The sequence below is a fragment of the Paenibacillus sp. FSL L8-0470 genome, assembly GCF_038008625.1.
Classification (GTDB): Bacteria; Bacillota; Bacilli; order Paenibacillales; family Paenibacillaceae; genus Paenibacillus_AQ.
Genome location: NZ_JBBOZM010000001.1, coordinates 5,767,383 through 5,779,383 on the forward strand (window position 1 = coordinate 5,767,383; position 12,001 = coordinate 5,779,383).

12 protein-coding genes are annotated in these 12,001 nt (G+C 50.6%); 2 read left to right on the forward strand and 10 right to left on the reverse strand.

Annotated features, from left to right (window positions below; genetic code table 11):
- Nucleotides 1-5 precede the first annotated feature (5 nt).
- Together NST99_RS26320 and NST99_RS26325 are read right to left on the reverse strand one after the other, a co-directional pair.
- A complete protein-coding gene (locus NST99_RS26320) occupies nt 6-524 on the reverse strand; it encodes a deoxycytidylate deaminase (protein ID WP_038595511.1) in 519 nt (172 codons plus the stop codon).
- A 107-nt stretch (nt 525-631) separates the two neighbouring features.
- Nucleotides 632-1,309 carry a ComEA family DNA-binding protein gene (locus NST99_RS26325; protein ID WP_341095616.1) on the reverse strand — a complete coding sequence of 226 codons (678 nt, stop codon included), beginning with the start codon at nt 1,307-1,309 and terminating at the stop codon, nt 632-634.
- A 192-nt stretch (nt 1,310-1,501) separates the two neighbouring features.
- On the opposite strand from NST99_RS26325, the gene comER reads away from it, so the two are divergent.
- Entirely contained in the window at nt 1,502-2,353 is an 852-nt protein-coding gene (comER, locus tag NST99_RS26330) for a late competence protein ComER (RefSeq protein WP_341095618.1), read from the forward strand.
- A 126-nt stretch (nt 2,354-2,479) separates the two neighbouring features.
- Here the strand turns inward: comER and leuS are convergent, their stop codons facing one another.
- From leuS to NST99_RS26370, 8 genes are all read right to left on the reverse strand, one after another.
- Nucleotides 2,480-4,930, reverse strand: coding sequence for a leucine--tRNA ligase (gene leuS, locus NST99_RS26335; protein ID WP_341095620.1), 2,451 nt, complete (start codon nt 4,928-4,930; stop codon nt 2,480-2,482).
- 724 nt (nt 4,931-5,654) lie between these two features.
- Nucleotides 5,655-5,885, reverse strand: a complete 231-nt coding sequence (locus tag NST99_RS26340) for a hypothetical protein (protein WP_341095621.1) — start codon at nt 5,883-5,885, stop codon at nt 5,655-5,657.
- A gap of 347 nt (nt 5,886-6,232) precedes the next feature.
- The gene (locus tag NST99_RS26345) at nt 6,233-7,234 is read right to left on the reverse strand and encodes a helix-turn-helix transcriptional regulator (protein WP_341095622.1); all 1,002 of its coding nucleotides are present in this window, start codon (nt 7,232-7,234) and stop codon (nt 6,233-6,235) included.
- Nucleotides 7,235-7,284: 50 nt separating this feature from the next.
- Nucleotides 7,285-8,352 carry an AI-2E family transporter gene (locus tag NST99_RS26350; protein ID WP_341095623.1) on the reverse strand — a complete coding sequence of 356 codons (1,068 nt, stop codon included), beginning with the start codon at nt 8,350-8,352 and terminating at the stop codon, nt 7,285-7,287.
- Nucleotides 8,353-8,544: 192 nt separating this feature from the next.
- Nucleotides 8,545-8,754: a hypothetical protein gene (locus NST99_RS26355; protein WP_341095624.1), complete on the reverse strand. Its 210-nt coding sequence runs from the start codon at nt 8,752-8,754 to the stop codon at nt 8,545-8,547.
- A 14-nt stretch (nt 8,755-8,768) separates the two neighbouring features.
- Nucleotides 8,769-9,290 (reverse strand): PRC-barrel domain-containing protein, encoded by a 522-nt coding sequence (locus NST99_RS26360; RefSeq protein WP_341095625.1) that lies wholly within the window; start codon nt 9,288-9,290, stop codon nt 8,769-8,771.
- 92 nt (nt 9,291-9,382) lie between these two features.
- Nucleotides 9,383-10,534 (reverse strand): cysteine desulfurase family protein, encoded by a 1,152-nt coding sequence (locus tag NST99_RS26365; protein ID WP_341095626.1) that lies wholly within the window; start codon nt 10,532-10,534, stop codon nt 9,383-9,385.
- 147 nt (nt 10,535-10,681) lie between these two features.
- A complete protein-coding gene (locus tag NST99_RS26370; RefSeq protein ID WP_341095627.1) occupies nt 10,682-11,161 on the reverse strand; it encodes a DUF523 domain-containing protein in 480 nt (159 codons plus the stop codon).
- Nucleotides 11,162-11,300: 139 nt separating this feature from the next.
- Between NST99_RS26370 and NST99_RS26375 the strand changes: the two genes are divergently transcribed.
- Entirely contained in the window at nt 11,301-11,969 is a 669-nt protein-coding gene (locus tag NST99_RS26375) for an SOS response-associated peptidase (RefSeq protein ID WP_341095628.1), read from the forward strand.
- Nucleotides 11,970-12,001: the final 32 nt, after the last annotated feature.

Consider the following 12,001-nt stretch of genomic DNA (forward strand, 5'->3'; position numbering starts at 1 on the left):
TTCTGTTACTCCGAGACGGTGATCATCGTTTCTGCCGGTGGCTCATAATTCTCCAATTGGCGGAATATGATCCCTTTGGTAGTCAGCATATTCTCTACCTTCTCCATATCCTTGCGGTACGGGCGCAAATAGACAATCTCCACAATACCGCTGTTGGCCAGCATGTTGGCGCAGGTCCAGCAAGGCTCATCGGTGACGTAGACCGTACTTCCTTCCCGGTCGCTCCGGTCAGTGAACAGCAGCAGATTCTGCTCGGCATGAATTGTGCGGATGCAGCGCTGCTTCTTCACCATCGTTTCCACACCGTCTACGATCTCCCGCTCATATTGTTCGGAGACCATGCAGCCCGCCTCCGAGCAGTCAGGAACTCCCATGGGCGCTCCGTTATACGCGGTACCCAGCAGCTTCTTGCCCTGCACCAGCACAGCACCGACATGGCGGCGGTTGCAACGCGAACGCGTAGAAACCATGCAGGCAATATCCATAAAATATGTATCCCAGTTTTTGCGATAGGCCACACTCATCAGTAATCTCCGCTTTCTCTTCAATAGTTGTTCACTATTGTAGCATATTGCAGCCTGCTTTCACTAGGAGAACAGTCTCCTCATCTCCGGAAACGGCATCTCCCGTTTCAAAACAGTACCCGAGGCTCAAGCTTTTCCAGCATCCTTGGCCCAATCCCCTTCACCTCTCCTAGTTCGGACAAGCTGCGGAAAGCCCCCTTGCTGCTGCGGTAATCAATAATCGCCTGCGCCTTCTTCTCGCCGATTCCCGGCAAATCCATAAGCTCTGCGGCTCCGGCGGTGTTCACATTGATTTTCCCTTCCGTCTTCTCATTAGCTTGTGCCGTGGAAGCTGCGCCTTGTGCCGATGGGATACCCTCTCCGCCTGCCACTGCGGGGGTCCCAGCTGTTTGTGTGCCCGCCGTTGCCGCCGCCTTGCCCCCTCCGGTCCCGCTATTATCCTGAGATGCGGCCCCTCCAGCCGGGTCAGCAGCATTTGGACCGCTGTCCGCCCCGGCTCTAGTAAACGCAGTATTACCAGCCTGTGCTGCTACTCCGGCTTTTTTGGCTCCTCCGTTTACTTCAATCCCCTCTTTACTGCCTTCACTCTGCAGCGCAGCTGACTTGCTGCTCTTACCAGCGGGGAGTGTTTCCTCTGTATTCGCTCCGCCAACCGCCAGCGCCATAGAGGTGTCCATCGTCTCCCACCCGGAGATGCCGCTGTCTTCTTCCCGATCCGCAGCCCAGACCAGCCCTCCTCCCAGCAGTACTGCTACAATAACACTGACCATCATTCTCTTATTCAAGTACCTGTCCTCCTCTACAATTTGCCCTGATTATTTATGCAATCCTTATGCAAAACCAAATATGACGCAACTTCTGGAATTTTATTCAAAAATGCGGGCGAAACCTGTCATGTGTCCAAGTGTACACTGCATACATTTAACGAAGAGTATTCCTGCAAGCCCAGCAACTCAGGGAAAGGAGGTAACCACAGAATGAAAGTGGGATTTATCGGAACAGGCAGCATGGGCAGTCTGCTCATCGACGCCTTTCTTTCTTCAGGAGCACTTGATGCATGCGACGTGCTGGCCAGCAACCGCAGTTCAACCCGGCTGATTCAGCTTCAGAAGCACCACCCTGGTATCACCATATGCGGCAGCAACAGGGATACCGCGACTGGCAGCGACATTGTATTTTTATGTGTCAAACCTTTGGAATTCAAAACGCTGACGGATGAAATTGCACCCTGTCTGAATAGTGAGCAGATTGTCGTATCCATTACCAGTCCGGTCCAGCTGTACCATCTGGAATCGGTTCTGCCGTCCAAAATAGCCAAGGTCATCCCCAGCATCACCCACAGTGTCAAAAGCGGAACTTCACTATGCATTTTCGGCAGCAGAATTAATAAAAAAGACAGGCTGTTGCTCCTGAGACTGCTGTCTTTCATAAGTGTTCCGGCGGAAATCCTGGAGAACCATACCCGAATTGCTTCGGATTTCTCCAGCTGCGGTCCTGCATTTATCAGCTATTTCATCGAACGCTGGATCGCCGCAGCAGTGGAAGCCACTGGTATTGAAGAAGCCTTGGTCAGCCGTCTAGCCGGAGAAATGCTGCTCGGGACAGGCAAGCTGCTGACAGAAGCAGACTTCACCCCGCAGGAGCTGCAGGAACGTGTCGCTGTCCGCGGAGGCATTACAGCAGAAGCCTTAAATCATCTGCGCAGCAGTCTGGAAGGCGTATTCGAGCGGCTGATTACCACAACGCATGATAAATACGATGAGGATGTCGACAGGCTTAATTCACTCTTCGGCCGGGACGGTATTGTGCAAGGCCCTTTGGATCGCTAGAAGCCTGAACGGATTGAGAAAAAGCGGGCCTCCGAGCTGCATTGGAACATCCATGAATTTTGAACCTTAACAAAAAACCCGCAGCACGGAATACTCCGTAGCTGCGGGTAAAAATGCGTTCTTCGCTTAACCCACTACAATATTTACAAGCTTTCCGGGAACCGCAATGATCTTGCGTACGGTTTTGCCCTCTACAGCCGCCTTCACACTAGGAAGAGCCAATGCATGATTCTGCATGTCTTCCTGCCCCATATCCTGCGGGATCTGTGCACGCCCTACAATCTTGCCGTTAACCTGTACAACGATCTCCACTTCTGCATCCACCGTCAAAGCTTCATCATAAGCTGGCCATGATACATAGCTGATGCTGCCTTCGTGGCCCAGCAGCTGCCAGAGCTCCTCAGAAATATGCGGTGCCAGCGGCGACAGCATTTGTACGAAATGCTCTGCCGATTCACGGGACAAGCTGTCCTGCTTATAGGCATCGTTGATGAAGATCATCAGCTGGCTGATCGCCGTATTGAAGCGCAGATTCTCGAAGTCCTCGGTAACCTTCTTCAGTGTCTTGTGCCAGGTGCGTTTGAACTCGTCTGTACCGCCATCCACGGAAATCTTGGCACTGAGGCTGCCGTCCTCGTTCACGAACAGGCGCCATACGCGGGAGAGGAAGCGGTGAATGCCTTCCACACCTTTTTCATTCCAAGGCTTGGTTGCTTCCAGCGGCCCCATGAACATTTCATAGACACGGAGTGTATCTGCGCCAAAAGCTTCCACAATTTCATCCGGGTTGATGACATTGCCGCGTGATTTGCTCATTTTTTCGTTGTTGTTGCCCAGGATCATGCCCTGGTTCACCAGCTTGTGGAACGGTTCCTTGGTATCCACTACACCGATATCATACAATACTTTATGCCAGAAACGGGCGTACAGCAGGTGAAGCACTGCATGTTCAGCTCCGCCAATGTACAGATCAACCGGCAGCCATTCCTTTTGCTTCTCCGGCGAACACAGCTCCTTGTCATTATGCGGATCAATATAGCGCAGGTAATACCAGCAGCTGCCGGCCCATTGCGGCATTGTGTTCGTCTCGCGGCGGGCTTTCATCCCGGTTTCCGGATCAACGGTTTCCACCCACTCGGTGACGTTGGCCAGCGGAGATTCGCCCGTACCCGAAGGTTTGATCGCGTCCACATCAGGCAGCACCAGCGGCAGCTGATCCACCGGAACAGTCTTCATCGTGCCATCTTCCAAATGAAGAATCGGAATCGGCTCGCCCCAATAGCGCTGGCGGCTAAACAGCCAGTCACGCAGGCGGTAGGTTACCTTGCCTTGGCCGCTGCCCTTTTCCTCCAGCCAGGCAATCATCTTCACGATGGCTTCGCTGTTATCCAGACCGTTCAGGAAATCGGAATTCACATGCGGGCCATCGCCGCCATAGGCTTCTTCTTCCACATTACCGCCCTGTACTACTTCGACGATGTTCAAGCCAAATTGCTTGGCGAATTCCCAGTCGCGGGTATCATGTCCCGGAACCGCCATAATAGCTCCGGTTCCGTAACCGGCCAGCACATAATCGGCGATCCAGATCGGCACCTGTGCTCCATTGACCGGGTTAATAGCGTAAGCGCCGGTGAATACGCCGCTCTTCTCCTTGGCCAAATCCGTACGCTCCAGATCACTCTTGCGGGCAGCTTTGTCGCGGTATTCCGCGACCGCAGCACGCTGAGCTTCTGTCGTGATAGCATCAACCAGTTTATGCTCTGGTGCCAGCACACAGTAGCTTGCGCCGAACAAGGTATCCGGACGGGTTGTGAACACAGTCAATGCTGCATCATGTCCATCAATCGCGAAATTGACTTCCGCACCGGTTGATTTGCCGATCCAGTTGCGCTGCATATCCTTGATGCTTTCTTCCCAATCCAGCTCTTCCAAATCCTCCAGCAGACGTTCGGCGTACTCTGTAATTTTCAGAATCCATTGGCGCATCGGTCTGCGGACGACGGGATGACCGCCGCGCTCGCTTTTGCCGTCAATAACCTCTTCATTGGCCAGCACCGTACCCAAAGCTTCGCACCAGTTCACCGATACCTCAGCTACATATGCCAGGCCGCGGTTGTACAGCTGGATGAAGATCCATTGCGTCCATTTGTAATAGCCCGGATCGGTTGTGCTGATCTCGCGGTCCCAGTCATAGGAGAAGCCCAGCGATTTGATCTGGCGGCGGAAATTGTCAATGTTCTTGAAAGTGATATCACGCGGATGTTGTCCGGTATCCATCGCATACTGCTCTGCCGGAAGTCCAAAGGCATCCCAGCCCATTGGATGCAGCACGTTATAACCGCGCATCCGCTTGTAACGGGAGACAATATCCGTCGCCGTGTAACCTTCCGGGTGGCCTACGTGCAGCCCTGCACCTGAAGGATACGGAAACATATCCAGGGCGTAAAATTTCGGTTTACTTGAATCCTCACCTGTCTTAAACGTTTTGTTCTCATCCCAGAACTTCTGCCATTTGGGTTCAATGCTCTGGGCGCGGTAGCCGGCCCCAGCTGGGGTGCTCACTTTGTTTTCGCTCATCTTATGCTCCTCCTTGGAGTGTTGCTTACTTAGTTAAACCTGCTGTTCTTAAAAGAATTCAGGGAATAAAACTCCGCTGCAAAAAAGTTTTGGGCTTCCGCCCGCTGTTATACTCGGATTTCTGATCTCACACTAAGCGGTTGAAATCCGAGTATAAAGGCGGCCACTGACGTTGCTCCAGCTCCAAAATTTTTCTCCGTTCCGTTTCCCTGTAACTCTTAAAAATCCCATCTGTTTTGCCTGACGGGCAGCAAAGTCCAAGAACCAGTTCAAGACTCGCTGCTCCGCTGGGAGATGTCTGCCTTCGATCGTCTCAGGCAAACTTATTGTTTACCGGGGCATAGCCCAACTCCGCAAAAAAACCTCCCATCCCTAGCGTATGATCGCTAGGGACGAGAGGTTTGAATTCCCGTGGTACCACCCTAGTTAGCGGCTGAACATGCTTTATTCTGCCACTCACTTTGACACCCTTTAACGGAGGTGAGGCGACGACGGTTCACACACTGGCCTTTCGCAGCATCTGCCCTGCGAAACCTGCGGCTTGCGCCGTTACTCGGAGGTGAGTTCATTCCGTTCCGTTAACCGGCTTGCACCAATGCACCGGCTCTCTGCTATAACGTCGCGTGAGTTAATACTCCTCTTCATCGAACTGCTATTCATCACAACATAATCGTAATATTACACAACATTATAACCAAAAACGTTGACTATAGTCAACGTGGAATTATCCGAAATATAAGCTGTAGAGCGACAGAACGCCAATCAGCCACGGTATATCTCTTCCTATCCGTACGATCTTAACCACTCCGGTGGCTATCAATAACAGACAGAAGATCAAAATAAAATGCGCTATGCCCGGAAGAAACAATAAAGCAACCGGCCAAGGGAGCAGCAGCATGGGAATACCGATCAGTACGGCAATCGGAAGTACAATATTGATTAAGAGTAGATTCATAGAACGGATGTAGCGCTGTGGCTTGGTCAACTGTTTTGTATTTTTCCATTTAATCAATGCGTACAAGGACCACACATATAAAATAACAAACAATAACAGAACAGCATTAATAGTTATGTGTATTTTATGATAATGAGGCAGTTTATCTACAGAAGCCACCTGCTTGATTTTGCCAACGAATGCTGCTCTGTTTCTGCGAGGCTAATAGGGTGAGTATTCAAGGCGGACCTCCATTATGATGTGAATGTACCGCGGTTGCATTCAGTCTATCATCCTATGCAGAGGGTGTCCGCTCCGGTACGTTCAATAAAGTAACAGTGTAGGGTTGGGTGCTGTCGTTGGACGGATTACAAGCGTTGGGATTCAATGATCCACTCACTCGGATTACATCCGAACCTCTCTCGGAAGCTAGCTGCAAAATGGCTCGGGTTGGAATAGCCCACCATAAGCGCGGCTTCACACACATTGATTCGTTCCATTTCGAGCAGTTCCTTCGCCTTATCCAGCCGCTTTTCCTTTAAATATCCGAAGACGGTAGTGCCGAATAGTTCCTTGAAACCGGCTTTCAGCTTGGAATCGCTGATTCCGGCCAGCTTGGACAATTCCAGCAATGACGGCGGCTGCTCCATCCGCTTCTCCAAAATCCCGCACGCCTCGCGCACTCTCGCGATATCCTCTTTACGCAGCCGAATTCTGCCCCGCTGTGCGGGCACTTCGTCTTCAAACAAGGTTTGCTGGAGCCAGAGGGCAAGCTCCAGAGTTTTTCCTTCCAGGAACATTTTCCGCATCGGTCCGGCAAAGGGATGGGAGCGTAGATCCTGCAGAATGGCCTGCACCTTGGGTAATATCGACTGGTGGAATATGAGATTCTCGCGTCCAGCAAGAATCAATGCAGAGCTGTAACGCGCATGGCCAAGTTCATCCATTAATTCGTCAAATAAAGCTGTAGACAAACGAATTTCACAGATGGCTATTGGCATCCCCGCCGCATATTTTAGTTCAAGCTGCTGCTCCAGGCCAAATGTAAGGTGGCCAAGACCCGGGGAAATCTGCTCTTGTATTCCTGAATGAAGGATTTCAATATAGCCCTGAATCCAGAAGGTCAGATCGACCATTGGAAGAACGCTGCGAAGCTGCATGGTATAGTCGTCCTTAATCTGGAAGTCAGCCATGATAACCTCCATGCCGGGTCTGAGACGTGTCCGGCTGATGCTGCCGCTTCCTATGGATTCAGGCAGAAGGATCCGGTCGGTATATCGATCGTTTGAGCTGTAAGGGAGAAATGGAGACAAATACCTGTTGTAATGGGAATGAAGCTCTTCATACTGCAGGGATTGCAACGTTTGCATGCGTGTTCCCTTTCTTAATGTTGTAGTGTGGGATCCGATGGTATCTCCGGCTAAACCGGCTTTCGCTTAATATAATAAGCCATTATGTGCTGAATTACGACTTTTCCGGCTGCAAAACACGGGACCGCCAGAATAAGGCCAATCATTCCAGCCACCTCTCCGCCGACCAGCAGGGCAAAAATAATCAGCAGCGGATGCAGATGCAGCCTCCGTCCGACCACCTGGGGCGAGATCACATTGCTCTCCAGCATCTGGCATAGCGTATTCACTACTGCCACCAGCAGGACAAGGCGCAGGGACAGAGTTGAGGCCATCACAATGGCCGGAGCCGCCCCCAGGAACGGGCCCATGTACGGAACGATGTTGAACACAGCGACTACACAGGCAAACAGCAGCGCGTAAGGCATCCCGATGATGGCATAACCGATATATGCCAAAACGCCGATAATAATACAGACGAGGAACTGTCCGCGGATATAGTTTCCCAGCGCTTCATCAATATCCTTGAGCAGCTTCACAATCGTTTTGCGGCGTGAGCGGGGCAGGCAGGAAACCACGGTCCGCTCGAACACGTCAAAGTCCTTGAGAATGTAGAACACGAGAAACGGAACGATAAATGCATTAAACAGCACACCTATCGTTGTCCCGATATTGTCGAGGAAATGTGATATTCCTTTTGCCAGGCGTTCCTCCAGCTGAAAAAACCAATTGTTCATCCCCATCTCAACACCGGGCGGGATCAGCCGGGAATTCATATTCTTCATGAGGCCTTGCGCATGCAGTGTCATCTCCGGCAGATGTTCGTTCAGCTCCTCAAGCTGCTCGATAAACATCGGTATGAGATTGATGGCAATGACCGCAATTGAAGTCAGAAATACGGCGTAGATGAGAAGAACGGCAACGCTGCGCGGCATCTTCCGTCCCGCCAGCATACTGACCACCGGATTCAGTACATAAGAAATGATCATGGCCGCCAGAAACGGCGCAAGAATCGCTTTTAGAAACTGGAATATCCCCTGCAGCATCGGACGAAGCTGCCACACAAAATACAAAATGATCAGGGCGAGCAGCACTCCGATCATCCAGCGGAACCATTTACTTTGGGACCATTGCTCCATGAGTGCACCCCCTAGCGGTATTACTGGACTGGCTTCGTAAATAAGTATATGTATGCCTGCCGCAAAATAACCGCTGAACGTAAAGCCAAGCAAAAAAAGCGCCAATAACCCTCAGCAAATTGGACGCTGAAAGGAAACTGACGCTTGTTTTTAAAAATATGTACCCGCTGCTAGCCAGTGCGAGGACTTATATCAGGAGGATGCATGGATTTGGGGGAAATCCTGGGCAATTTCTTCCCCGAAGAACAGATCGTCAAGCGAACTGAGCGTGCCGTCTTCTTCAACCTGATAAACCGACATTTTCTCGCCGTTAACCGTAAGTTCGATGAAACAGCCCCAGCAATAGAACTGGTGGGAACCGATCTTGCCGATATCCTTGGAGTTGCAGTTTGGACACTTCATATAATACATTCCACCTATCCGTTAACAATATTAATGGCTTTTTGGAGCCGTTCTTCGCTCATCGCGGGAACCAGTACGGAATCCTCCCCAATGGACATTTCTTCAGAACAAGGCAGCCATTTGCGGCCTTCGATCAAATCAGTTACAAGCCCGTCACTGATTTCCAGCGCTACTATTGTGTTTCCCAACTTCTGGTCAAAATAAACATCGGATATTCGTCCAAGTATCGTTCCGGATGCAGTCAGTACCTGCAAATCCTTCAATTTCTTCTTTCCTAAAAGAAAAGTATAGGGTATATGGTCAGTGTCGGCCTTTAATATCGACTGTTTACTGCGAATCATGACAGCATCTTCGCCATAAGCGACAATATCTTCCCATGCCACAACTTTCACATGACTGGAAAAAAAAGATTTGCTTTCCAGTTCAATACCCGTAATATTCCAGTTTGAATCCAGTACAACATCGACAATTTTGCCGATTTCATTACCTTCTTCAACTTCATATACAGCCAGGCCGATCATATCTTGAAGTTTCATGGCTGCTTTAGTCCCCTCGCTTTGAGTGTACTTTCAAGTCACTTTTGGTTAAAGAGCCAAATACCGAAACGGATACGAGACCGAAAAAAATCCTAGTCTACACTACGCAACCGTCTCAGGATGGTTTCAACTTTTTCTGCAACAAGCTTTATTTCTTCATTAGTATTACCCAATCCTGTGCTAAAACGAATCGCCGAGTCCAAAACTTCTTCCGGAAGATTCATCGCTTGCAGAACATGCGAAACCTCCAGTGAACCAGAGGTGCAGGCTGAGCCGCTGGCAGCAGCAATCCGCTCCATATCCAGGTTCATCAGCATCACATCGGTCCGGGCTCCCGGAAAACTTACATTCAGTATTCCAGGTAAAAAATGCTGCCCGTTTCCGTTAATCACATAGTTCTGCCGCCCGATACGGCTGTCCAGCTCCTGCAGCAGCACATTCCGCAGCTCAAGCGCTTTATCCTGCCGCCCCGGAAGCCCCTGCACCGCCAGTTCCACCGCTTTGGCAAAACCTGCTGTGCTCGCAAGACTCTCCGTTCCGGCCCGTCTGCCGCGCTCCTGGAGTCCTCCGTGCTGTCTGGAATGCAGCGGTGCACCGCGCCGTACGTATAGTCCACCGATGCCCTGCGGGCCGTTTATTTTATGGGCAGAAAAGCTCATATAATCCACGGGAAGCACACGAAGTGTGATGGGAATCATCCCGAGAGCCTGTACAGCATCGACGTGGAATAAAATGCCCCGTTCTGCAGCGAGACGGCCAATCTCTTCTATAGGCTCTACTGTTCCTACCTCATTATTCGCAAACATCACACTGATCAATACCGTATCATCTCGCAAAGCGGCTGCCACATCTGAAATCGAAACGAGGCCTGTCGAATCAACCGGAAGATAGGTAACATCATAGCCCTGCTTCTCCAGTTCTACGCAGGTATGTTGAACGGCATGATGCTCAATTGCTGTGGTGATGATATGTTTGCCCTTCTCCGTGGTAGCAGCTGCAGCTCCAAACAACGCCAGATTATCGCTCTCCGTGCCTCCACTGGTGAATACCCATTCATCGGGAGCACAGCCTAAAAAGCCCGCGATGGTATCGCGTGCCCCGTTCACAATCTTTTTGGCGGAACGTCCGAACGTGTGCACACTGGACGCATTGCCGTATTGTTCAAGCAGCATATTGTACATAACCTTGGCCACCTCCGGATGAACCGGGGTTGAGGCGGCGTGGTCCAAATAGATGGGTTTCATGACTAAATTCTCCGCTTCTTGAAATTTAGGATTTTCTTACAGGACTACTCGATTATACTGCTGAATGCCGCCTTTTACCACCTGTGAATAAACACAATATTGTAACAACCTTTAGGGGGCTGTTAGTGGGATTTTCCGCTAAGCCACTCACTTTCCAGCACGTGCCAAAGCTTCCAGCCTGGCAGAGAGCTGCTGCTCAGAAATCACTTCAATACCGTTTCTTCTTAGCAGAGCAGACGTTACACCTTGACCGGGAATTTTCACACCGGCAAATTGCCCGTTATAGATCATCGCACTGCCGCAAGAAGGGCTGTTTTCTTTGAGTACTACGGTGGTGGCTCCGATCCCCCGGGCTTTCTCCAGCGTTTCATAGGCCCCTTTAAGGTACATTTCGGTTACATCATTTCCTGACCGGTCCATTACCCTAGCATTCCCCTCCAGCACATCCTCCCCGCCGCCGCCGATAATTTCCGCCGGTTCCCTTGGTGTCGAGAATCCGCCAAGTAATTCTGGACATACAGCAACTGCCTTGTTATTATCCAGCAGTTTTTGAAGGCTTGTATCGAGACAATCCGTGCTGTTGTATCTTACTTTCATTCCTGCGAGACAGGAGCTTACAATAATCATGCGGGATCCTCTCCTTCGTTTCGCTATCGTCCGATTCTTCATTTATAATAATATAAAATACTCCGAGCATAGCATGAGGGCTACAGCGCTGTAAACAATCTCAGACCACATCATAAATGAACCGGGAGGCTAAATCAGCATGTGCGGAAGATACACAATTACCGTAACCATGGATGAGTTGATGCTGCGTTATTTTACGAATGACACCACCATTGTCCACTATGCCCCAAAATATAACGCGGCCCCGATGCAGTATATCCCGGCAGTTATTCATAATGGCAAGCATAACAAACTTGGAGAACTGCGCTGGGGACTGGTCCCGTCCTGGGCCAAGGATGACAAAAGCGGCAGCAAAATGATCAATGCCCGAGCAGAATCCCTTCTGGAAAAAGCATCCTTCAAAAACCTGGTGAGCTCACGCCGCTGCGTGATTCCTGCGGACGGCTTCTACGACTGGAAGCCGCAGGAAGGCGGCAAACAGCCGCTGAGAATTACGCTGCGTGACGGAAAACTTTTTTCCATGGCCGGCTTGTACGATATTTGGATGGATCAGAGCGGCAATAAGCTCAGCACCTGCACAATTATTACTACAGAATCCAACAGCCTGATGGCCGAGATTCACGACCGTATGCCGGTTATCCTCACCCCTGAAGCGGAGACAGCGTGGCTTGACAGGCATAATCATGACATCCCCTCTCTTATGAAGTTATTGCGGCCTTATGATACAGAGCAGATGCGGGCTTATCCCGTCTCACCGGCAGTGGGCAACGTCCGCAACGATTATAAGGAGTTAATTAAAGAAGCATAGCGAAGAACCGCAGCAATGACCCCGAAGTCCAC

What these genes read in the sequence shown, in the direction of transcription:
- NST99_RS26375 (WP_341095628.1), top strand. Translation starts at nt 11,301, where the DNA reads ATGTGCGGAAGATACACAATTACCGTAACCATGGATGAGTTGATGCTG.
- NST99_RS26360 (WP_341095625.1), bottom strand. Translation starts at nt 9,290, where the DNA reads ATGAAACTTCAAGATATGATCGGCCTGGCTGTATATGAAGTTGAAGAA.
- NST99_RS26365 (WP_341095626.1), bottom strand. Translation starts at nt 10,534, where the DNA reads ATGAAACCCATCTATTTGGACCACGCCGCCTCAACCCCGGTTCATCCG.
- comER (WP_341095618.1), top strand. Translation starts at nt 1,502, where the DNA reads ATGAAAGTGGGATTTATCGGAACAGGCAGCATGGGCAGTCTGCTCATC.
- NST99_RS26350 (WP_341095623.1), bottom strand. Translation starts at nt 8,352, where the DNA reads ATGGAGCAATGGTCCCAAAGTAAATGGTTCCGCTGGATGATCGGAGTG.
- leuS (WP_341095620.1), bottom strand. Translation starts at nt 4,930, where the DNA reads ATGAGCGAAAACAAAGTGAGCACCCCAGCTGGGGCCGGCTACCGCGCC.
- NST99_RS26370 (WP_341095627.1), bottom strand. Translation starts at nt 11,161, where the DNA reads ATGATTATTGTAAGCTCCTGTCTCGCAGGAATGAAAGTAAGATACAAC.
- NST99_RS26345 (WP_341095622.1), bottom strand. Translation starts at nt 7,234, where the DNA reads ATGCAAACGTTGCAATCCCTGCAGTATGAAGAGCTTCATTCCCATTAC.
- NST99_RS26355 (WP_341095624.1), bottom strand. Translation starts at nt 8,754, where the DNA reads ATGAAGTGTCCAAACTGCAACTCCAAGGATATCGGCAAGATCGGTTCC.
- NST99_RS26340 (WP_341095621.1), bottom strand. Translation starts at nt 5,885, where the DNA reads ATGAATCTACTCTTAATCAATATTGTACTTCCGATTGCCGTACTGATC.
- NST99_RS26320 (WP_038595511.1), bottom strand. Translation starts at nt 524, where the DNA reads ATGAGTGTGGCCTATCGCAAAAACTGGGATACATATTTTATGGATATT.